The sequence below is a fragment of the Aeromonas sp. s10 genome (genome assembly GCF_040907975.1).
Taxonomy (GTDB): Bacteria; Pseudomonadota; Gammaproteobacteria; order Enterobacterales; family Aeromonadaceae; genus Aeromonas; species Aeromonas caviae.
This window is the reverse complement of the sequence record NZ_JBFOCV010000041.1, coordinates 136,559-156,927: the sequence shown is the minus strand read 5'-3', so window position 1 is coordinate 156,927 and position 20,369 is coordinate 136,559. Positions and strand designations below refer to the sequence as shown.

The following is a 20,369-nucleotide window of genomic DNA, read 5'->3' as shown; positions in this document are numbered from 1 at the left end:
TTTCCCTTATTCGATGATGAACAGCGGCTCGTCAAACTCGACGGCCTGACCATTTTCAACCAGGATCGCTTTGATCACGCCGGCCTTGTCAGACTCGATTTGGTTCATCATTTTCATGGCTTCGACGATGCACAGGGTGTCGCCGACATTGACGTGCTGACCGACTTCCACGAACGGCTTGGCTTCCGGGCTGGAGGAGCGGTAGAAGGAGCCCACCATGGGGGAGCGCATCAGATGACCGCTCGGGGCGGCATCGGCAGCAGGCGCAGCGGCTGCTGCCGGAGCAGCGGCAACCGGTGCGGCAACCTGAGCTGCGGCCTGGGGCATGATCATCTGCGGGGCAACGCTAACCTGGCCGGAGAAATTACGGCTGATGCGAACGGACTCTTCCCCTTCGGAGATTTCCAGCTCGGCGATGCCGGACTCTTCAACCAGTTCAATCAGCTTCTTGATTTTGCGGATATCCATTAGCATTCTCTTTCTTCTTTATCTGATCAGTGATTATCAAGCCGCGCGCAACTGATGCACGGCCGCGGTTAAAGCGAATTGGTAACCATCGGCACCCAACCCGCAGATCACCCCCTTGGCGACATCAGACAGATAGGAGTGATGGCGGAAGGGCTCCCTGGCATGAACGTTTGACAGGTGAACCTCGATAAAGGGGATGGCCACACCCAGCAGGGCATCGCGCAGGGCAACGCTGGTATGGGTGAAGGCGGCGGGATTGATGATGATGAAATCCACCTGGCCCATGGCCTGATGGATGCGGCCGATCAGCTCGTGCTCGGCATTGGATTGCAGATGTTCCAGGGTGACACCGAGTTCGCTGGCGCTGCGCGTCAGATCGGCGACGATCTCATCGAGCGTCTTGCTGCCGTAGATTCCCGGTTCCCGCTTGCCCAGCAGATTCAGATTGGGGCCGTTAAGCAGGAGGATTCGGTGATGTTGCGACATATTGAGTACATCCTCGATGATTATGCTGCTATCTATCAGCTATCTTTGGACTACCAAAAATCTAGCCAATTTTTGCACAAATCGGTGTGCCCTGACACACAGATTTCGCAATTATATTGATTTCGTGAAAATTAGCAGCATTTTACTGGTCTAATCTCTACATCTGGCTATTTATTGGCCTTGTTTGCCCGCAAGCCCTGCCTACCACCGAACTCTGCCCTGTCCGGATCCCGAAGACAACAAAGCCGGCACGTGGCCGGCTCTGTTGACGTGGGGAAGAGACTCACGCAGCTTCCGACTTCTCGCGGATCAGCTTGTCCACGACCCCCGGATCCGCCAGGGTGGAGATATCCCCCAGGCTGTCGGTTTCGCCGGTGGCGATCTTGCGCAAGATGCGGCGCATGATCTTGCCGGATCGGGTCTTGGGTAGCCCTTCGGCCCAGTGGATCACGTCCGGGGTCGCGATGGCGCCAATCTCCTTGCGCACCCACTCCTTCACTTCCTTGTGCAGCTCGCGGCTCGGCTCTTCCCCGGCGATCAGGGTGACATAGGCGTAGATGCCCTGTCCCTTGATCTCGTGGGGAACACCCACCACCGCCGCTTCGGCGATCTTCGGATGGGCCACCAGAGCGGACTCGATTTCGGCGGTGCCCATGCGGTGGCCGGAGACGTTGAGTACATCATCCACCCGGCCGGTGATCCAGTAGTAGCCGTCCTCGTCGCGACGGGCACCGTCGCCGGTGAAGTAGCGACCCGGGAAGGTGGAGAAGTAGGTCTGCTCGAAGCGCTCGTGATCTCCGAACACGGTACGCATCTGGCCGGGCCAGGAGTCGGTGATCACCAGGTTGCCCTCGGTGGCGCCCTCCAGCGGCTCACCCAGGTTGTCCACCAGAGCAGGCTGTACTCCGAAGAAGGGACGGGTGGCCGAGCCGGGCTTGAGGGCGGTGACGCCGGGCAGCGGAGTGATGAGGATGCCGCCGGTCTCGGTCTGCCACCAGGTGTCGACGATGGGGCAGCGCTCGTCGCCGATGGTGCGGTAGTACCACTCCCAGGCTTCCGGGTTGATGGGTTCACCCACCGACCCCATGATGCGCAGGCTGGTGCGGGAAGTGCCTTCGACAGCCTCCTTGCCCTTGGCCATCAGTGCGCGAATGGCGGTGGGGGCGGTATAGAGGATGGTGACCTGATGCTTGTCAACCACCTGGCTCATGCGGTTGGTAGCCGGGTAGTTGGGCACCCCTTCGAACATGACGGTGGTGGCGCCGTTGGCCAGCGGCCCGTAGACCAGATAGGAGTGACCGGTGACCCAACCCACGTCGGCGGTACACCAGTAGATGTCCTCTTCGTGGTAGTCGAACACGTATTTGAAGGTGAGGGCGGCATAGACCAGATAGCCGCCCGTGGTGTGCAGCACACCCTTGGGTTTGCCGGTGGAGCCGGAGGTGTAGAGCACGAACAGGGGATCTTCGGAGCCCATGGCTTCGGGCGGACAATCCGGGCTGGCGGCGTTGACCGCATCATGCCACCAGATGTCTCTGTGCTCGTGCCAGGCCACGTTGCCACCGGTGCGCTTGAGGACGATCACCTTGCTGACCTTGGTATCCGGGTGGGTAAGGGCCTCATCCACGTTCTTCTTGAGGGGGATGGGGCGACCGCCTCGCAACCCCTCATCGGCGGTGATGACGACGGAGGCGCCGGAGTCGATGATGCGGCCCGAGAGCGCCTCCGGCGAGAAGCCGCCGAAGACGATGCTGTGCACGGCCCCGATGCGGGTACAGGCCAGCATGGCGATGGCCGCCTCCGGCACCATGGGCATATAAAGGCAGACCATGTGGCCACGCTTGACCCCCTGGGCTTTGAGCACGTTGGCAAACTTGCATACTTCGGCGTGCAGTTCGCGATAGGTGATCTTGCGATCTTCGGCCGGGTTGTCCCCTTCCCAGATGATGGCGACCTTGTCGCCGCGCTCGCTCAGATGGCGGTCCAGGCAGTTGGCCGAGACGTTGAGCAGGCCATCCTCATACCACTTGATGGAGACGTGGCCCGGATCGTAGGAGGTGTTCTTGACGCGGGTGTAGGGGGTCATCCAGTCGAGGATCTTGCCCTGCTCCCCCCAGAAGGCGTCCGGATCCTGCACCGATGCCTGATACATGGCTTCATAACCTTCCTTGTCCAGCAGGGCGCCGTTGCCGATGTGGGCCTTGACCGGGTAGACCTTGCTCTCGCTCATCTCTCACTCCTGTGAATACATTTTCTTAATGATTGAGTAACAACTTATACCTTTGGTTCCCGAGGGCAATTAGACTTTTGGATAGCGACGAAGATAGCGGGCGGGAAGCCATGATGATGAAGCAGAAGGGAGCCATGGGCTCCCTTCTTTGCTTGCGTGGTGGCGCGGCCAAGGCTCAATGGCGGAGGGGGAGCAGGGGAGGCAGGCTGGGTTCTGGCAGGGGATGGCTGAACAGGTAGCCTTGTCCCTCTTCGCAACGCAGGGATTGCAGGAACTGGCGCTGGGGCTGGGTTTCTATGCCTTCCGCCGTGACGGCCATGCCGAGGGAGCTGGCCAGCTGGACTATGGTACGGCACAGCTCGCGGCTGTGCTTGTCGTCGGGCAACGCCTGGACGAAGGCTCTGTCTATCTTGATGCGATCGATGGGCAGGCTCCTGAGCAGGCTCAGGGAGGAGAAACCGGTGCCGAAGTCGTCGATGGCGATCTGCACCCCCAGCGCCTTGAGACGGGTGAAGAGCCGCAGACTGTGATCCACGCTCTGGATGATGCTCTCGGTCACCTCGATCTCCAGCCGTTCGGCAGGAAAACCGGTCTCGGCCAGAATGGCTGTCACCCGCTCCACGTAGTCGTGGGAACGCATCTCCCTGACCGACACATTGACCGAGAGCCGGGGCACGGCGAGCCCTTCGGCTAGCCACTGCTGCCCTTGCCGGCAGGCGGTGCGCATCACCCATTCGCCCAGTGGTTCGATGAGACCGCACTCCTCTGCCACCGGAATGAAACGGTCCGGGGATATCATGCCAAGGCTGGGATGCTGCCAGCGGATCAGGGCCTCCAGGCCGCTGAGATGACCATCCGCCAGATCCGTCATGGGTTGGTAGAGCAGGCGAAACTGTTGCTGCTCAATGGCCTTGAGCAGTCCCTGCTCCAGCAGCATCCGCTCCCTGGTCTGTGCCGTCATGTCGGGGGAGTGGAACAGATAGCCGTTGCGGCCACGGCGCTTGGCTTCATGCATGGCGTTGTCCGCCGCGCTGATGAGGCTGTCCGGGGTCTGGCCATGCTCCGGATAGAGGGAGACGCCGATGCTGGCGGAGAGCCTCACCCGCTCCTGGCCGATGTCGGCGGGATCGTGCAGCCTGCGTTGCAACCCCTCGATGAGACCCAGCAGATCCTGGGTCTCCCTGATGGCGGGCAGCAACACCAGAAATTCGTCTGCCCCCAGCCGGATGGCGATGTCTCCGGGGCGCAGACAGTGGCGAATGCGGTCTGCCGACAGCTTGAGCAGCAGATCGCCGGCACTGTGCCCCAGGTTGTCGTTGATGAGCTTGAAGCCGTCGAGATCGATGAACAGCAGCGCCAGGACGTGGTGGTTCACCCTGGCCGTCTCTATCTCCAGGGTGAGGCGCTCTTGCAGCAGATGGCGATTGCCGAGATCGGTGAGGGGATCGTAATAGGAGAGGTGCTGCAAGCGGGCTTCGGCCTGATAGAGACGCAGTGCATGGCGGTGGGTCATCTCCTGCAGGCCGGGTGACGCGGGTGCGTCGAGGTGGGGGCCTGTCTGCGCGGATTCCCTCATCACGAGGAAGATGCCGCTGAAGGTGCCCTCCTCATCCAGCACGGAGCTGACGCTCACTTGCCAGCGTGCCGGGGAGGCCGCGCGGGAGAGACCGACCATTTCCACCTCAAATGTGCATCGGGGGGGACCTTGCCGCAGTTGCTGAAACAGCGGGAGCAGCTGGGGAGTCTGGGCAGGGACAATGTCGAACAGCGTCTTGCCCGGGTGCTCTGCCCGCGCGAGGCCGGTCAGTTCGGCAAAGCGTCCGTTGACGTCGCGACACCTGAATTCGTGATCGAAGACCCCAATCCCGACGGGCGCCTGGGCGAACAGCTGTTGCAACTCGTGGGGAGAGAGCGGGCCTGACAAATGCCGTGTCGGAACCGATTCGGGTAGCACTTTTTCCATGGAGGCTCCTGAATTGATTGCTTTGTCATTTGGACGACTGTGTCAGTATGGCAGGAAGTGTCAGGAGAGAAAGAAAGTGTGAGAAGGGTGTGAAATCAACGAGATGTCAGCCTTTCTGGCGGCCAAACGCCTGGATCCCGCGAACAAATACCAGCCAGCCCACCAGATGAAACGGCAACGCCATGGCGTAGAGCACCAGCCAGTGGCTCTCGGTGCCGCTGCTGTTGATGAAATCTGTCCAGGCGGCGAGCAGGGCCAGCATGCCCGCTATCTGGAAGCGGCGACGCAGCACCACTTCCACCCCGAGATTGGCGAGGTAGAGGGTCAGCAGGATGCCGGCAAAGCCGGTGAGCTGGGCGGTGCCGTAGAGCGCGCGGTCCGGGTTGAACAGCAGCGTCACGAGGGGAGTGAGACCCTGATCCAGCGGGATCAGGGCCAGCAGCCAGCATGCGATAAGAAGCAGGGCTGTCTTCATGCCGGGCTCAGTCGGCGGACGGTGCCGGTTTGACCAGGGAGAGGTAGTTGGCGTCCATCTTGAGGAACACCCCCAGCAGGCGGGCACTGGCACCGTAGAAGCCAAACTTGTCGGCGGCCCGGCAGGCCTGCTCGAAGCGCTCGAACCAGCCCAGCAGGTGGCCGTGCAGCAGGGACTCCTGCTCGCCAAGCCACGCCTCGCGCTGGTCGGCGGTGGTCGACTCGGCGGCGCGGATGATGAGGCTGCCCATCAGGTCCAGCTCGATGGCCAGATGATCGGCAGGCTCATTGTATTTGTCGCTGACATTGATGCCGAGGCGATCGAGGCGTGCCTGCATCTCGGTCATGGGTGCCTGCATCAGCTGCTTGTCTTCGCCCCGGTAGAGGGATTCGTAGGGCAGGGCACCCTGCCCGGGAGCGCTCAGGAACAGGCCGGCGAAGTCGGCGGCCAGGGCCGTCTGGCGCTCGGGGCGCACCAGCAGGCGGGCGATGGCGTCGTTGAGCTCGGCCACGGCTTCGCGCATGGGATCGAGGGTGGAGAGGCTCTTCAAGAAGCTGCGCACGTCATAGGTGTCGTATTCAGCGATCTGTGCATCACTGAGTTCGGCAGCAAACAGGGTGGAAAACCACCAGTAAAGCTCGGCCCGGCGTTCGCTGGTCGCCATGAATTCCTGCATTTTTCCTCCGTGGATGACAATCGGGAGCCTTGATGGCCCCCGATTCTAACGACTTTAAAAATAAAGGAAACTCATGGGGCCTTTTGGCCGGATAGCGCCAGGAGAGGGGGGCGCTATCGCGGGATCGCCGTGGGCGACGAGGAGGCCGACCTACTCCTCGACGCGATAGAGCACCTGCTTGCAACGGGGGCAGATGTGCTGGCGGCGGTAATCCATCTGGTGCACCAGGCCGACCTCCCGCTGCTGATGATGACCGCAATGGATGCAGAAAATGAGATCCCCGTCGGCGGCGCCGGGATGGGCCGCCAGGTACTGCTCCCGGGTGGGAAGTGTCTCCCAGTTGGCGGTGCAGGCACCCTTGCGGCTGGCGGTGTAGTAGACCCAGTAGAAGAGAGCGAAGACCGCGACAATCACGAACAGCATCAGATGATCCATCATGGCGTTTCCCCTTGTGTTCCGGGATGGCAGGGAGCGACACCCGCTCGTGCAGATGTCCCATGGCCTAAAGATGTTATCTGTTAGTAAATGCTATATCCATGATCTGGCTCTGGTTTTCATCGCCTTGCCCGGGAAGCGGGGACGATGGCTGGAGCCGGATTGCTGGTGTGGGGAGGCCGGGGGGATGAGCGAAGCCAGGGGGCGGGATTCGAAATTTGCGACGTATTTTACATTTTATAAACAATTTTTTGGGTGGTTGGACTGTCTCTTTGATCCAGCTCACGTTACAATGCGCGGGCCCACTTCACCTATCGCGCAAACGATTTTCAGGAGATAAACGGATGTTGAAACGTGACATGACCATCGCCGGCTATGATCCAGAGCTGTGGCAGGCCATCACAGACGAGACCCGTCGTCAGGAAGAGCACATCGAGCTGATTGCGTCCGAGAACTACACCAGCCCCCGCGTCATGGAAGCCCAGGGCTCCCAGTTGACCAACAAGTACGCCGAAGGCTACCCGGCCAAGCGTTACTACGGCGGTTGCGAGTATGTGGATGTGGTTGAAACCCTGGCCATCGAGCGCGCCAAAGAGCTGTTCGGTGCCACCTACGCCAACGTGCAGCCGCACTCCGGCTCCCAGGCCAACAGCGCCGTCTACATGGCCCTGCTGCAACCAGGCGACACCGTGCTCGGCATGAACCTGGCCCACGGCGGTCACCTGACCCACGGCTCCCCCGTCAACTTCTCCGGCAAGCTGTACAACATCATCCCCTACGGCATCGACGAGTCCGGCAAGATCGACTACGACGAGATGGAGCGCCTGGCCGTTGAGCACAAGCCGAAGATGATGATCGGCGGCTTCTCCGCCTACTCCGGCATCGTCGACTGGGCCCGCATGCGCGAGATCGCCGACAAGATCGGTGCTTACCTGTTCGTGGACATGGCCCACGTAGCCGGTCTGATTGCCGCCGGCGTCTACCCGAACCCGGTGCCCCACGCTCACGTGGTCACCTCCACCACCCACAAGACCCTGGCCGGTCCGCGCGGTGGTCTGATCCTCTCCGCCGCCGACGACGAAGATCTGTACAAGAAGCTGAACTCCGCCGTCTTCCCGGGTGGTCAGGGCGGCCCGCTGATGCACGTCATCGCCGGCAAGGCCGTGGCCTTCAAGGAAGCGCTGGAGCCCGAGTTCAAGACCTACCAGGCCCAGGTCGTGAAGAACGCCAAGGCCATGGCGGCGACCTTTATCGAGCGCGGCTACAAGATCGTCTCCGGCGGTACCGACAACCATCTGATGCTGGTTGACCTGATCGGTCGCGAGCTGACCGGCAAAGATGCTGACGCAGCCCTCGGCAAGGCCAACATCACCGTCAACAAGAACTCCGTACCGAACGACCCGCGTTCCCCGTTCGTGACCTCCGGCGTGCGTATCGGCACCCCGGCCATCACCCGCCGCGGCTTCAAGGAAGCCGAGTCCATCCAGTTGGCCAACTGGATCTGCGACGTGCTGGACAGCCACGACAACGAAGAAGTGCTGGCGACCGTGCGCGAGAAGGTGCTGGACATCTGCCGCCGCTTCCCGGTCTACGCATAATCAGCCTGACCTTCAGGTTGAAGACCAATGCCACCCTCGGGTGGCATTGTTTTTTGCAGCGTCTGGCAAGATGAGACAGAGGTGATCATGTGCGATGACATGGAAGAGGACGTGCTGGAGGCGTCACTGCGGCAGACGGTTCGCGCCCAGTACCACCTTCGCGCCAGCGAACAGGGGCTGCTGGCCTGGGATGTGCGCCGCTTGATCCGGCTGAGCCGCAACCTGCCGGTGCAGGCGGTGCCGCTTGGCGAGATTGCCGAGCTCGATCAGGTGCACTGGTACGGCCATAACGCCGCCAGTCCCACGGTGCGCAGCGTGGTGGCGCATTGCCAGCTCATGATGGCGGCGGATCTCGCCTATCCCATCCTGCTGGACAGCGCCGGTCGGGTGATGGATGGCATGCACCGGGTGGGCAAGGCGCTGATGCTGGGTCACAGCCATGTGGCTGCTCGCCGGTTCGCGGCGGATCCTGCCCCCGATTACCAGGATTGCGACCCCGAGGCGTTGCCCTATGACGACTGAGTCCTGCCCGAAGGTCTGTCTGGTTGTCCCTTGTTTTCATGGGCTTTTACCGGTTCTGGATGGCCGTGTTACACTGGCCGGCCTAGCGCCAGCCCCCGGGGCTCGCGCCCATTTTCATCCACGCCGGAGGTCAGATGCATTGCCCTTTCTGTAGTGCCGTTGATACCAAGGTGATCGATTCCCGTCTGGTGGCCGAGGGCCATCAGGTGCGCCGCCGTCGCGAATGCCTGCTCTGTCACGAGCGTTTTACCACCTTCGAAATGGCCGAACTGGTCATGCCCCGCGTCATCAAGTCCAACGGCTCCCGCGAGCCCTTCAACGAAGACAAACTGCGTGCCGGCATTCTGCGGGCGCTGGAGAAGCGGCCGGTGAGCATGGAGGCCATCGAGAAGGCGGTCAACCACATCAAGTCCCGCCTGCGGGCCACCGGTGAGCGGGAGGTGGCCTCCCAGCTGGTGGGCAATCTGGTGATGGATGAGCTCAAGAGCCTGGACAAGGTGGCCTACATCCGCTTTGCCTCCGTCTACCGCAGCTTTGAAGACATTCGCGAATTCGGGGAAGAGATCGCCAAGCTGGAGAAGTAACGCCGGCCTGTCGCTCCCTATGTGAATAAGAGAGGGCCTGCCGTCGCGGCAGCGCCAGTTGTTACACCAGTGAGATATCTAGATAGCGCATCGTTGCACTGGTGAAAAAGTATGAAGGCGTGCGGCCGCATCCTGCGATGTGTGTGCCCGTCGCCATGGCGTCAGATGCCATGGCCGATCTGCCCGAGAAGGCGTGCTGCAAGCGCGTACACCCTATTTTCTTGTCCCATCGGATGGCCGTGCCACGGGGGACAGGTTGCTGGACACAGGAGCCCGGATGTTTAGTCAAGACGATTACCAATGGATGAGCCGGGCCCTCGAACTGGCCCGGCGCGGCCGTTACACCACGGCTCCCAACCCCTGCGTCGGCGCCGTGCTGGTGAAGGCCGGCGTGGTGGTGGGGGAGGGCTGGCACAAGCGGGCCGGTGAGCCCCATGCCGAGGTCTATGCCCTGCACGCGGCAGGGGAAGAGGCCCGCGGTGCCACCGCCTATGTGACCCTGGAGCCCTGCTCCCATCATGGTCGCACGCCGCCCTGCGCCGAGGCGCTCATCAAGGCCGGGGTGACCCGGGTGGTGGCTGCCATGGTGGATCCCAATCCCCAGGTGGGCGGGCGCGGCCTGCGGATGCTCTCCGAGGCGGGGATCAAGACCGATTTCGGCCTGCTGGCCGCGGAAGCCGAGGCCCTCAATCCCGGTTTCTTCAAGCGGATGCGCACCGCGTTTCCGCTGGTGACGGTCAAGCTGGGGGCGAGCCTGGATGGTCGCACCGCCATGGCGAGTGGCGAGAGCCAGTGGATCACCTCTCCGGAGGCGCGCCGGGACGTGCAGCGGCTGCGGGCCCGTCACGATGCGGTCCTCTCCAGCGCCGAAACCGTGCTGGCGGATGGTGCCTCCCTCACCGTGCGCTGGGACGAGCTGCCCCCCTCGGTCAAGGCGGTCTATCCCAAAGAGACCCTGCGCCAGCCACTGCGGGTCATCGTGGATTCGCAAAACCGGCTCACCCCGGATCTGCCCCTGTTCCAGAGCGAGAGCCCGGTACTGCTGGCCCGCCACAAGGCATCCGGTGAGTGGCCCGCCTGGGTGCAGCAGTTGGAAGTGCCGCTGCTGGATGGCAAGCTGGATCTGGTCAGTCTGTTCATGCTGCTGGCCAAACAGAACGTCAACTCGGTACTGGTGGAGGCGGGGCCGCGGCTGTGCGGCGCCCTGCTGGAGAAGGGGCTGGTGGACGAGCTGGTGCTCTATCAGGCGCCCAAACTGATGGGGGATGAGGGGCGCGGCCTGTTCCATCTGCCGGGGCTGACCCGGCTGTTCCAGGCCCCCAAACTCAACCTCAAGGATGTGCGCATGCTTGGCCAGGATATTCGCATCACTGCGAAAATAGCCTGATTTTTCAATGTTCACGGGGGCATCCATCGCCCCCGTCATCAGCAAGGTGATCTGCATGTTTACCGGAATTATCGAAGCGGTGGGAACCCTGGCCGAGCTGCGTCGCCAGGGGGAGGACATGGCCCTCACCGTGCACGCGCCGACCCTGGACTTCAGTGACGTCAAGCTGGGCGACTCCATCGCCACCAACGGCGTCTGTCTCACCGTGGTGGCGCTTGGGGATCACAGCTACACCGCCGACGTCTCCCTGGAAACCCTCTCCCGCACCGGTTTTTCTGCCGCCAAGGTGGGGGATCCGGTCAACCTCGAGAAGGCGTTGATGCCCACTTCCCGCCTCGGCGGCCACCTGGTCTCTGGCCACGTGGACGGCATCGGCGAGGTGAAGAGCAAATCGTCCAGCGGCCGCGCCATCGAATACTGGATCAAGGCGCCGGGGGAGCTCTCGCGCTACATCGCCGAGAAGGGCTCCATTGCGGTGGATGGCATCAGCCTCACCGTCAATGCGGTTCAGGGGGATCTGTTCCGGCTGACCATTGTGCCCCACACCGCCCAGGAGACCACCATCGCCCGCTGGAAACCCGGCTACCGGGTCAATCTCGAGGTGGACCAGATAGCCCGCTATCTGGAGCGGCTGATGACGGGCAAGCGCGAGCAGAGCAGTGCCTCTACCCTGACCCTGGAAAAGCTGGCCCAGTCCGGATTCTTGTGAGCCGTTTTACGGGAAAACGCGGTTCTGTGATCCCGCGCGGATTGAAACGGGGCCGCGTGCCCCCATCTAGAGCACAATACGCAGTATCAAGTCGAGCCGACTGGCTCAATCCCCAAGCATGTTGATGGAGTAGCCCATGGCGCTGAGCACGACCCAGGAAATCATTGCCGATATCAAGGCTGGCAAGATGGTGATCCTGATGGATGACGAAGACAGGGAGAACGAAGGGGACCTGATCATGGCCGCCTCCTGTGTCCGCCCGGAAGACATCAACTTCATGGCGCGCTACGGTCGTGGCCTCATCTGCCTGACCCTGACCCGGGATCGCTGCAAGCAGCTGGCGCTGCCGCTGATGGTCGATCGCAACAATGCCCAGTTCTCCACCGCCTTCACCGTCTCCATCGAGGCGGCGGAAGGGGTGACCACTGGCATCTCCGCCGCCGACCGCGCCGTCACTGTACAGGCCGCGGTGGCGCCCCATGCCAAGGCCGCTGATCTGGTGCAGCCCGGCCACATCTTCCCGCTGATGGCGCAGGATGGCGGTGTGTTGACCCGCGCCGGCCACACCGAAGCGGGCTGCGATCTGGCCCGGCTGGCTGGCTTCGAGCCTGCCTCCGTCATCGTCGAGATCCTCAACGAAGACGGCACCATGGCCCGGCGCCCGGATCTCGAGATCTTCGCCGAGCAGCACGGCATCAAGCTCGGCACCATTGCCGACCTTATCGAATACCGCAACCAGCACGAGACCACGGTAGAGAAAGTGGCCGAGTGCAAGTTGCCCACCGAATACGGCGAGTTCGACCTCGTCACCTTCCGCGACACCATCGACAACCAGGTGCACTTCGCCCTGAAGAAAGGGGACGTGAAGGCCGACCAGCCGACCCTGGTACGGGTGCACCTGCACGACGTGCTGAGCGATCTGCTGCTCACCGACCGCCACAGCGCCCGCAGCTGGCCGCTGCCCAAATCCATGGCCCGCATCGCCGACGAGGGCGGGGTGCTGGTGATCCTGGGGGCGGAAGCCCATGGCGCCGAGCTGCTGGCCAGGGTCAAGGGTTTTGAAGCCGCCGACAAGGGGCTGGCACCGGAAGGGGCCAAGTGGCAGGGTACCTCGCGCCGGGTCGGCGTCGGCTCCCAGATCCTCAAGGCGCTGGGGGTCGGCAAGATGCGCCTGTTGAGCTCTCCCAAGAAGTACCATGCCCTCGGTGGCTTTGGTCTGGAAGTGGTGGAGTACGTCGGCGAGTAAGCGCTGCGTACGGTTGAATTCATCACCATGGCCGCCCGTTGCGGCCATGGTTTTTTGTCGCGGCTCTGTTGTGCTAGAATGCGTGCACTTTTGAGCCCGGCCCCTAATTGATTGCACAGAGACAGGATTTCCAATGAAGATTATCGAAGGAAATATCGCCGCTCCCGAGGCGCGTGTTGCTATTGTCGTTGCCCGTTTCAACAGCTTCATCAATGACAGCCTGGTGAACGGCGCGCTGGACGTGCTGAAGCGTCAAGGTCAGGTCCAGGAGAGCAATCTGACCCTGGTGCGTGTACCGGGGGCCGTCGAAATTCCCCTGGCGGCCAAGAAGCTGGCCAAGAGCGGTCAATACGACGCCATCGTCGCACTCGGCACCGTCATCCGCGGCGGTACCTACCACTTCGAACTGGTAGCGAGCGAGAACGGCAAGGGTCTGGCCCAGGTAATGATGGAATACGACATTCCCGTTGCCTTCGGCGTGCTGACCACCGAAAACATTGAACAAGCCATCGAACGCGCCGGTACCAAGGCGGGTAACAAGGGTGCAGAGGCTGCACTGAGCGCGCTCGAAATGATCAACGTCCTGAAACAACTGGACGTGTAACGAGGAGAAATGCATTGAAACCGTCCGAGCGCCGTAAGGCCCGCCATTGCGCCACCCAGGCCATCTACCAGTGGCAGATGACCCAGGCCAACGTGGGCGACATCGAAGAGCAGTTCAAGATCGATCAGGACACCAAGGGTGTGGACCTGAACTATTTCCGCGATCTGCTGTTCGGGGTAGCGGTCCACTGCAACGAGCTGGACAAGGTGTTCGCGCCTTTCCTCTCCCGTCCGCTGGAAGAAGTGGACATGGTGGACAAGGCGATCCTGCGTCTGGCGACCTACGAGCTGACCCGTCGTGAAGATGTGCCGCCGCGCGTGGTGATCAACGAAGCGATCGAGCTGGCCAAAGCCTTCGCCGCCGATGACAGCCACAAGTTTGTCAACGGCGTCCTGGACAAGGTGATCAAGACGCTGCCCAAGCGCTGATCCTGCTGTCCGTCAGCAATTAAGAGAGGAGCCAGCTTATTGCTGGCTTTTTACTGTATGGGTGAATTTGAGCTGATTGAGAAGTACTTCAAGGTCCCCCACGCCCGCAAGGACGTGGTGATGGGCCCTGGAGATGACTGTGCCCTGCTGACCCTGCCCCCCGACGCCCAGTTGGCGGTGAGCACGGACACCCTGGTGAGCGGCGTGCACTTCTTCCCCGACATGGATCCGGTGGATCTCGGCTACAAGGCGTTGGCGGTCAATCTCTCCGATCTGGCCGCCATGGGTGCCGAGCCGCGCTGGGTCTCCCTGGCCCTGACCCTGCCCGCCATCAACGAGCGCTGGGTCGCCGGTTTCGCCGAAGGGTTCCTCGAGCTCGCCGAGTACTACAACGTGGCGCTGGTGGGGGGAGACATGACCCGCGGGCCCCTCTCCATCACCGTCTCGGTGAAAGGATCGGTCCCGGCAGGTCGCGCCCTGATGCGCAGCGGCGCCAAGGCCGGTGACGGGGTCTACGTGACCGGTACCCTGGGAGATGCCGCCCTGGCGCTCTCCCACCTGCTGGGCAAGCGCACCCTCAACGAGAACCAGCTGGCGGCCGTGTTGCCGCGCCTCGACCATCCCCATCCCCGCATCCTGGCCGGTCAGGCCCTGCGCGGGCTGGCCAGCAGCGCCCTGGATCTCTCAGACGGCCTGGCGTCCGATCTCGGCCACATCCTCAAGGCGTCCGGTGTGCGGGCCCAGATCGATCTCAATCTGCTGCCCCTCTCCCCCGTGTTGCAGGATGCGGTGCCGGCCATGGATGCCTGGCAGCTGGCCCTGGCCGGGGGCGACGACTACGAGCTCTGCTTCACCGTGCCTCAGGAGCATCACGGCGCCCTGGACACGGCGCTGGCCAATTGTGGCGTGAAGTTCACCCGCATCGGCCGCATCCTGGCCGGGGAGCCTGGCATCGACTACCTGCAGGACGAACAACCCGTCGAACTGCACCTCAAGGGCTGGGATCACTTCGCATGATGTCTTTCAAGATAAAGCCCGAACTGACGCGGCTGAACCTTAAAAACCCGCTCCACTTCCTGGCGGTGGGCTTTGGCTCCGGTCTCTCCCCCAAGGCGCCGGGCACCATGGGGACCCTGGCAGCCATCCCGCTCTATCTCTTGGTGAGCGGGCTGCCGACCTCCTGGTTCATCGCCCTGCTGGTGGTGGGTTTCGTGGCGGGCATCCGCATCTGCCAGAGCGCCACCGACGCCATCGGGATGCCGGATCACGGGGCCATCGTCTGGGACGAGGTCATCGGATTCGGGGTCACCATGATTGCGGCCCCGGCCGGCTGGGAGTGGGTGCTGGCGGGCTTCGTGCTGTTTCGCCTGTTCGACGTGCTCAAGCCCTGGCCCATCTCCTGGTTCGATCGCCGCATTCACGGCGGGCTTGGCATCATGCTGGACGATCTCATCGCCGGCCTGTTCGCCCTGGCCTGCATGCAACTGCTTGCCCACTGGTGAGGGGAGGCGGCTCCCGAACGCCCGTCTCGTTGTTTTTCACTCCTCTCCCTTGCAAAGAGGTCGGATATACCGCACACGCAGGCCCTGAGGGGCCTGCGTTTTTTTGTATGCAATCCCTCCCGGCTTGCCGTGCCGGCGGGTCTGTGGCCCAGGTTGATCCTTCTGCATTGTCCCTATTTAGCTCTGCCTATTTTTCCTTACTCCGGATATGCTGCCGTCAAAAAATCATTTCACATAAATATTCACTACTCATTCGAAGCTGGTCAGCATAATGCTGATAGTGAATAAGATGGTTTGTTGCTATTTTGTTGAAACATAATTGGTTGATGGTCTCGCAATGCCAGCGTAATCTCTGGTAATGTGACTTTTATCGACATTTTAACCCCAGGGTGTCGGCATTCTCTGGGCAAAGTATTGCGAAATTGTATAACTGGATCATTTACACCCGCGGGCAAACCGACTAACTTACTCGCGGGTTATTCCAAAAAAATGCAAAAAACCCGCCCGGATCGCTGGTTTGGCTGCCTCATGGATTGAGCGTTAATTACACAACAACGGCTCTCGAGCAGTACCAAGGCACAACCAGCATCTGCGGCTGATTTACGGACGAATTATTTGGGACGGATGTCCCCCGCAGAGGTAACCATGTCCTTGCTTGAAGTCAAAAACTTGCGGATCGAGTACCCCTCCCGCTACGGGGTGCTTGCCGCGGTCAAGGATCTCTCTTTTTCTGTTGAAAAGGGCGAGATCGTCGGCGTCGTCGGTGAGTCCGGCGCTGGCAAATCCACCATCGGCAACGCCGTCATCGATCTGTTGAGCCCGCCCGGTCGCATCGCCCGTGGTGATATCTACCTCAACGGCGAGCTCATCTCCGGGAAGAGCCAGAACGAGATGCGGGCCATTCGCGGCTCGCGCATCGGTTTCATCTTCCAGGATCCCATGACCTCCCTCAACCCGCTGTTCACCGTGGAGCAGCAGCTGGTGGAGACCATCCTCGCCAACACCGACCTGTCCCGCGAGGCGGCCTTTGCCAAGGCCCTCGAGCTGATGGGGGCGGTGGGGATCCCGAACCCGGACGTGCGCATCAAGCAGTATCCTCACCAGTTCTCCGGTGGCATGCGCCAGCGGGTGGTGATCGCCATCGCCCTCTCCGGGGATCCCGAGCTCATCATCGCCGATGAGCCGACCACGGCGCTGGACGTCTCCATCCAGGATCAGATCCTCCAGCTCATCCGCAACCTGTGCAAAGAGCGTCAGGTCGGCTGCATGCTGGTGACCCATGACATGGGGGTGGTCTCCAACGTCACCGACAAGGTGGCGGTGATGTACCGCGGCGATCTGGTGGAGTTCGGCACCACGGAACAGGTACTGGGCCGCCCCAATCACCCCTATACCCGCAGCCTCATCTCGGCGGTTCCCCGCTCGGATGTCAAGCTGGTGCGCTTCCCCCTGGTCTCCTATATCGAGGATGCCGGTGCGGCGGATACCAGCATCGATCTCAAGACCCACTGGCTCGGCCAGAGTCAGGACGAGCGCACCTATGAAGGCGCGCTGTTGCGGGTGGAGAACGTGGATCTGAAGTTCGTCACCAAGGATTCCATCTTCCCGAGCCGCCGCCAGTACGTGCGCGCCTGCAACAACATCAGCTTCGAGATCTTCGAGGGTGAGACTTTCGGTCTGGTGGGGGAGTCGGGCTCCGGCAAGTCCACCATCGCCCGTGCCATCACCGGGCTCTATCCGCCCGACACCGGCAAGATTGTCTTCGAGGGGATCGATCTCACCGCCCTGAAAGGGGAGCACGAGCGTCGCCCCCTGCGCCGCCAGATGCAGATGGTGTTCCAGAATCCCTACTCTTCGATGAACCCGCGCATGAAGGTGCGTGACATCATCGCCGAGCCGATCCGCTTCCACCGCCTCGCCGAGAGCGAGCGGCAGATAGAGCAGATCGTCGGGGACCTGCTGGATCACGTGGGCCTGGGCCGCGGCGCCGGGGTCAAGTATCCCCACGAATTCTCCGGTGGTCAGCGCCAGCGCATCTCCATTGCCCGCGCCCTGGCGACCCGCCCGCGCTTCCTCATCTGCGACGAGCCGACCTCGGCGCTGGATGTCTCGGTGCAGGCCCAGATCCTCAACCTGCTCAAAGACTTGCAACAGGAGCTTGGGCTCACCATGCTGTTCATCAGTCACGATCTGCCGGTCATCCGCCAGATGTGCGACCGCATCGGTGTGATGCAGCACGGTCATCTGGTGGAAGTGGCCGAGACCGAGAAACTGTTCACCAATGCCGAGCATGAGTACAGCCGCAAGCTGATCTCCCTCATGCCGGAATTCAAGGGAATGTCCCGCGAGGGGCTGGAAATCGCAAGCTAGGAAAGCACCGGTTCGCCGGTTTGTCTGTCAATAAAAAGCCAAAAGCATGGAGAAAGACATGAAGAAAGGATTATCCAAGATCGCCATGGCGCTGTTCGCCGCTGGTCTCGCGTTCAACGTTTCTGCTGCCGACATCAAGGTCGCCGTCGCGTCCGACGCCACCTCGCTGGACCCGCAGGAGCAGCTCTCCGGTCAGACCCTGGAGATGTCTCACCTGGTGTTCGACCCCCTGATGCGTTACACCCAGGATCTGCAGTTCGAGCCGCGTCTGGCCGAGAAGTATGAGCGCATCGACGACAAGACCGTCCGTTTCCACCTGCGCAAGGGTGTGAAGTTCCACTCCGGCAACGACTTCACCGCCGATGACGTGGTATGGACCGTCAACCGTCTGAAGGCCTCCCCGGACTTCAAGGCGATCTTCGACCCCATCGCCGAAGCCAAGAAGGTGGATGATTTCACCGTGGATCTCGTCACCGCCAAGCCGTTCCCGCTGGTGCTGCAGACCGTCACCTACATCTTCCCGATGGACTCCAAGTTCTATAGCGGCAAGACAGAGGCGGGCAAGGACAAGGCCGAGATCGTGAAGAACGGTGACTCCTTCGCCTCTACCAATGTCTCCGGTACCGGTCCGTTCAGCGTCAAGTTCCGCGAGCAGGGCGTGAAGCTGGAATACGTGCGCAACGCCAACTACTGGGACAAGGCCTCCAAGGGCAACGTCGAGAACCTGACCGTGGTACCGATCAAGGAAGACGCCACCCGTGTTGCAGCCCTGCTGGGCGGCGACGTGGACATGATCTACCCGGTTGCCCCGAACGATCTGGAGCGCGTGAAGAACGGCAAGGATTCCCAGCTGGTCACCCTGTCCGGTACCCGTGCCATCATCATCGAGCTGAACCAGAACACCAACCCTGCGCTGAAAGACAAGCGCGTGCGTCAGGCGATCAACTACGCCATCAATCAGGTGGGCATCGTCGACAAGATCAACAAGGGCTTCGGTACCCCGGCCGGCCAGCTGAGCCCGAAAGGCTACGCAGGCTACAACGAGGCCCTCAAGCCCCAGTATGATCTGGCCAAGGCCAAGGAGCTGATGAAGGAAGCCGGTTACGAGAAGGGCTTCAAGATGAGCTTCATCTCCCCGGCTGCCCGCTACGTCAACGACGTCAAGATTGCCCAGGCCGTCTCCGCCATGCTGTCCAAGATCAACATCAAGGTGGATCTGAAGACCATGCCGGTGGCCCAGTACTGGCCGGAGTTTGACAAGTGCGCCGCTGACATGCAGCTGATCGGCTGGCACTCCGACACCGAAGACAGTGCGAACTTCTTCGAGTTCCTGACCTTCACCAAGGATGCCAAGACCGGCATGGGTCAGTACAACTGCGGCGGTTATGCCAACGCGGAAGCTGACAAGATGGTGATGGAAGCCAACACCGAGACCGATCCTGCCAAGCGTGCCGCCATCCTGCAGAAGGTGGAAGCCATGCTGATCGACGACGCTGCCTATGTGCCGCTGCACTGGGAAGACCTGGCCTATGGCGCCAAGAAGAACGTCGACATCAAGCCGGTGGTCAACGTGATGAACTTCCCTTATCTGGGTGACCTGGTGGTCAACAAGTAAGCGAAGCGTTTAAGGAAGGACCCGGCGGGGCACCCATGGTTGCCCCGCCATTAACAGAAGCCTGTGCCAAGACACAGGCCACGTAGAAGGACAAGCATGTTTACATTCCTGCTGAAACGGTTCTATCAGGCCGTGATAGTGATGTTCGTCATCAGCCTGGTCGCCTTCTCCATCCAGGACAACCTGGGGGATCCGCTGCGCGAACTGGTGGGACAATCCGTCTCCGAGTCCGTGCGCCAGGAGCTGCGCGACAAGATGGGACTCAATGATCCCTTCCTCGTGAAATACAGCCGCTTCTTGAAGAACGCGGTACACGGGGATCTGGGCACTTCCTATTTCTTCAAGCGACCAGCCCTCGAGGTTATCCTCGACAAGCTGGTGGCTACCCTTGAGCTGGTGTTTGCCGCCGCGCTCATCATCGTCGTGGTCTCCATTCCGCTGGGGGTTTATTCGGCGATAAGACCGCGCAGCATCCTCACCAAGGTCATCATGGCGGTGAGCAGCATCGGCATCTCGATCCCGGTCTTCCTGACCGCCATCATGCTGATGTACCTCTTCTCCATCCAGCTGGGCTGGCTGCCGGCCTATGGCCGTGGCGAGACCTACAACCTGCTGGGCTGGGAGTCGGGCTTCTTTACCTGGGACGGTATCCTGCACCTGGTGCTGCCTGCGGTCTCCCTCTCCTCCATCATGCTGCCGCTGTTCATCCGGCTGGTGCGCTCGGAGATGCTGGAGCAGCTCTCCTCCGAGTACGTCAAGTTTGCCCGTGCCAAGGGGCTGGACAACAACAAGGTCTACTACCAGCACGCCCTGAAGAACACCATGCTGCCGGTCATCACGGTGGGCGGTGTGCAGATCGGGACCATGGTGGCCTACACCATCCTGACCGAGAGCGTGTTCCAGTGGCCGGGGACCGGCTTCCTCTTCCTTGAGGCGATCCACCGGGTCGATACGCCGCTGATCACCGCCTACGTCATCTTCGTGGGCCTGATCTTCGTGGTGACCAATACCCTGGTCGACCTGCTCTACGGGCTGATCAACCCGACCGTCAACCTGACCGCCAAGGGGTAA

General features: G+C 61.6%; 20 protein-coding genes. 13 read left to right on the top strand and 7 right to left on the bottom strand.

Going from position 1 to position 20,369, the window contains the following annotated elements:
• Positions 1-6: 6 nt before the first annotated feature.
• From accB to AB5Y59_RS15350, 7 genes are all read right to left on the bottom strand, one after another.
• On the bottom strand, positions 7-468 hold the full coding sequence (accB, locus tag AB5Y59_RS15380; protein WP_010675405.1) for an acetyl-CoA carboxylase biotin carboxyl carrier protein: 462 nt from the start codon (positions 466-468) through the stop codon (positions 7-9).
• Positions 469-504: 36 nt separating this feature from the next.
• Positions 505-954 (bottom strand): type II 3-dehydroquinate dehydratase, encoded by a 450-nt coding sequence (aroQ, locus tag AB5Y59_RS15375; protein ID WP_039040307.1) that lies wholly within the window; start codon positions 952-954, stop codon positions 505-507.
• A gap of 283 nt (positions 955-1,237) precedes the next feature.
• Positions 1,238-3,184, bottom strand: a complete 1,947-nt coding sequence (gene acs / locus AB5Y59_RS15370) for an acetate--CoA ligase (RefSeq protein WP_180911416.1) — start codon at positions 3,182-3,184, stop codon at positions 1,238-1,240.
• A 175-nt stretch (positions 3,185-3,359) separates the two neighbouring features.
• The gene (locus AB5Y59_RS15365; protein ID WP_368212274.1) at positions 3,360-5,147 is read right to left on the bottom strand and encodes an EAL domain-containing protein; all 1,788 of its coding nucleotides are present in this window, start codon (positions 5,145-5,147) and stop codon (positions 3,360-3,362) included.
• A gap of 106 nt (positions 5,148-5,253) precedes the next feature.
• On the bottom strand, positions 5,254-5,622 hold the full coding sequence (locus AB5Y59_RS15360) for a hypothetical protein (RefSeq protein ID WP_045525778.1): 369 nt from the start codon (positions 5,620-5,622) through the stop codon (positions 5,254-5,256).
• Positions 5,623-5,629: 7 nt separating this feature from the next.
• Complete coding sequence (torD, locus tag AB5Y59_RS15355; RefSeq protein WP_167824688.1) at positions 5,630-6,298, bottom strand: molecular chaperone TorD; 669 nt, start codon at positions 6,296-6,298, stop codon at positions 5,630-5,632.
• Between the two features lie 150 nt (positions 6,299-6,448).
• Positions 6,449-6,736: a hypothetical protein gene (locus AB5Y59_RS15350; RefSeq protein WP_010675399.1), complete on the bottom strand. Its 288-nt coding sequence runs from the start codon at positions 6,734-6,736 to the stop codon at positions 6,449-6,451.
• 341 nt (positions 6,737-7,077) lie between these two features.
• Here AB5Y59_RS15350 and glyA point away from each other — a divergent pair, with 341 nt between their 5' ends.
• The 13 genes from glyA to AB5Y59_RS15285 all read left to right on the top strand — a co-directional run bounded on the left by glyA (position 7,078) and on the right by AB5Y59_RS15285 (position 20,369).
• Entirely contained in the window at positions 7,078-8,331 is a 1,254-nt protein-coding gene (glyA, locus tag AB5Y59_RS15345) for a serine hydroxymethyltransferase (RefSeq protein ID WP_010675397.1), read from the top strand.
• 87 nt (positions 8,332-8,418) lie between these two features.
• Positions 8,419-8,853 carry a hypothetical protein gene (locus tag AB5Y59_RS15340; RefSeq protein ID WP_214002476.1) on the top strand — a complete coding sequence of 145 codons (435 nt, stop codon included), beginning with the start codon at positions 8,419-8,421 and terminating at the stop codon, positions 8,851-8,853.
• A gap of 134 nt (positions 8,854-8,987) precedes the next feature.
• Entirely contained in the window at positions 8,988-9,437 is a 450-nt protein-coding gene (nrdR, locus tag AB5Y59_RS15335) for a transcriptional regulator NrdR (protein WP_010675395.1), read from the top strand.
• A 277-nt stretch (positions 9,438-9,714) separates the two neighbouring features.
• Positions 9,715-10,824 (top strand): bifunctional diaminohydroxyphosphoribosylaminopyrimidine deaminase/5-amino-6-(5-phosphoribosylamino)uracil reductase RibD, encoded by a 1,110-nt coding sequence (gene ribD, locus AB5Y59_RS15330; protein WP_039040300.1) that lies wholly within the window; start codon positions 9,715-9,717, stop codon positions 10,822-10,824.
• Positions 10,825-10,879: 55 nt separating this feature from the next.
• Positions 10,880-11,533 (top strand): riboflavin synthase, encoded by a 654-nt coding sequence (locus AB5Y59_RS15325; RefSeq protein WP_041212973.1) that lies wholly within the window; start codon positions 10,880-10,882, stop codon positions 11,531-11,533.
• A 136-nt stretch (positions 11,534-11,669) separates the two neighbouring features.
• Positions 11,670-12,779, top strand: coding sequence for a bifunctional 3,4-dihydroxy-2-butanone-4-phosphate synthase/GTP cyclohydrolase II (gene ribBA / locus AB5Y59_RS15320; RefSeq protein WP_039040299.1), 1,110 nt, complete (start codon positions 11,670-11,672; stop codon positions 12,777-12,779).
• Positions 12,780-12,912: 133 nt separating this feature from the next.
• The gene (gene ribE / locus AB5Y59_RS15315) at positions 12,913-13,383 is read left to right on the top strand and encodes a 6,7-dimethyl-8-ribityllumazine synthase (protein WP_010675391.1); all 471 of its coding nucleotides are present in this window, start codon (positions 12,913-12,915) and stop codon (positions 13,381-13,383) included.
• A 14-nt stretch (positions 13,384-13,397) separates the two neighbouring features.
• On the top strand, positions 13,398-13,811 hold the full coding sequence (nusB, locus tag AB5Y59_RS15310) for a transcription antitermination factor NusB (RefSeq protein WP_010675390.1): 414 nt from the start codon (positions 13,398-13,400) through the stop codon (positions 13,809-13,811).
• A 57-nt stretch (positions 13,812-13,868) separates the two neighbouring features.
• A complete protein-coding gene (thiL, locus tag AB5Y59_RS15305; RefSeq protein WP_039040298.1) occupies positions 13,869-14,828 on the top strand; it encodes a thiamine-phosphate kinase in 960 nt (319 codons plus the stop codon).
• Positions 14,825-15,313 (top strand): phosphatidylglycerophosphatase A, encoded by a 489-nt coding sequence (locus AB5Y59_RS15300; protein ID WP_010675388.1) that lies wholly within the window; start codon positions 14,825-14,827, stop codon positions 15,311-15,313. Before thiL ends, AB5Y59_RS15300 begins: the two co-directional genes overlap by 4 nt.
• A gap of 645 nt (positions 15,314-15,958) precedes the next feature.
• On the top strand, positions 15,959-17,683 hold the full coding sequence (locus AB5Y59_RS15295; RefSeq protein ID WP_010675387.1) for an ABC transporter ATP-binding protein: 1,725 nt from the start codon (positions 15,959-15,961) through the stop codon (positions 17,681-17,683).
• Between the two features lie 58 nt (positions 17,684-17,741).
• Positions 17,742-19,298 carry an ABC transporter substrate-binding protein gene (locus AB5Y59_RS15290; protein ID WP_010675386.1) on the top strand — a complete coding sequence of 519 codons (1,557 nt, stop codon included), beginning with the start codon at positions 17,742-17,744 and terminating at the stop codon, positions 19,296-19,298.
• A 96-nt stretch (positions 19,299-19,394) separates the two neighbouring features.
• Positions 19,395-20,369, top strand: a complete 975-nt coding sequence (locus AB5Y59_RS15285; protein WP_039040297.1) for an ABC transporter permease — start codon at positions 19,395-19,397, stop codon at positions 20,367-20,369.

Coding starts and splice junctions, on each gene's coding strand:
- AB5Y59_RS15360 (WP_045525778.1), bottom strand. CDS start 5,622: ATGAAGACAGCCCTGCTTCTTATCGCATGCTGGCTGCTGGCCCTGATC.
- ribE (WP_010675391.1), top strand. CDS start 12,913: ATGAAGATTATCGAAGGAAATATCGCCGCTCCCGAGGCGCGTGTTGCT.
- acs (WP_180911416.1), bottom strand. CDS start 3,184: ATGAGCGAGAGCAAGGTCTACCCGGTCAAGGCCCACATCGGCAACGGC.
- AB5Y59_RS15300 (WP_010675388.1), top strand. CDS start 14,825: ATGATGTCTTTCAAGATAAAGCCCGAACTGACGCGGCTGAACCTTAAA.
- aroQ (WP_039040307.1), bottom strand. CDS start 954: ATGTCGCAACATCACCGAATCCTCCTGCTTAACGGCCCCAATCTGAAT.
- ribBA (WP_039040299.1), top strand. CDS start 11,670: ATGGCGCTGAGCACGACCCAGGAAATCATTGCCGATATCAAGGCTGGC.
- AB5Y59_RS15295 (WP_010675387.1), top strand. CDS start 15,959: ATGTCCTTGCTTGAAGTCAAAAACTTGCGGATCGAGTACCCCTCCCGC.
- glyA (WP_010675397.1), top strand. CDS start 7,078: ATGTTGAAACGTGACATGACCATCGCCGGCTATGATCCAGAGCTGTGG.
- AB5Y59_RS15340 (WP_214002476.1), top strand. CDS start 8,419: ATGTGCGATGACATGGAAGAGGACGTGCTGGAGGCGTCACTGCGGCAG.
- ribD (WP_039040300.1), top strand. CDS start 9,715: ATGTTTAGTCAAGACGATTACCAATGGATGAGCCGGGCCCTCGAACTG.
- accB (WP_010675405.1), bottom strand. CDS start 468: ATGGATATCCGCAAAATCAAGAAGCTGATTGAACTGGTTGAAGAGTCC.
- thiL (WP_039040298.1), top strand. CDS start 13,869: ATGGGTGAATTTGAGCTGATTGAGAAGTACTTCAAGGTCCCCCACGCC.
- torD (WP_167824688.1), bottom strand. CDS start 6,298: ATGCAGGAATTCATGGCGACCAGCGAACGCCGGGCCGAGCTTTACTGG.
- AB5Y59_RS15325 (WP_041212973.1), top strand. CDS start 10,880: ATGTTTACCGGAATTATCGAAGCGGTGGGAACCCTGGCCGAGCTGCGT.
- AB5Y59_RS15290 (WP_010675386.1), top strand. CDS start 17,742: ATGAAGAAAGGATTATCCAAGATCGCCATGGCGCTGTTCGCCGCTGGT.
- AB5Y59_RS15285 (WP_039040297.1), top strand. CDS start 19,395: ATGTTTACATTCCTGCTGAAACGGTTCTATCAGGCCGTGATAGTGATG.
- nrdR (WP_010675395.1), top strand. CDS start 8,988: ATGCATTGCCCTTTCTGTAGTGCCGTTGATACCAAGGTGATCGATTCC.
- AB5Y59_RS15350 (WP_010675399.1), bottom strand. CDS start 6,736: ATGATGGATCATCTGATGCTGTTCGTGATTGTCGCGGTCTTCGCTCTC.
- AB5Y59_RS15365 (WP_368212274.1), bottom strand. CDS start 5,147: ATGGAAAAAGTGCTACCCGAATCGGTTCCGACACGGCATTTGTCAGGC.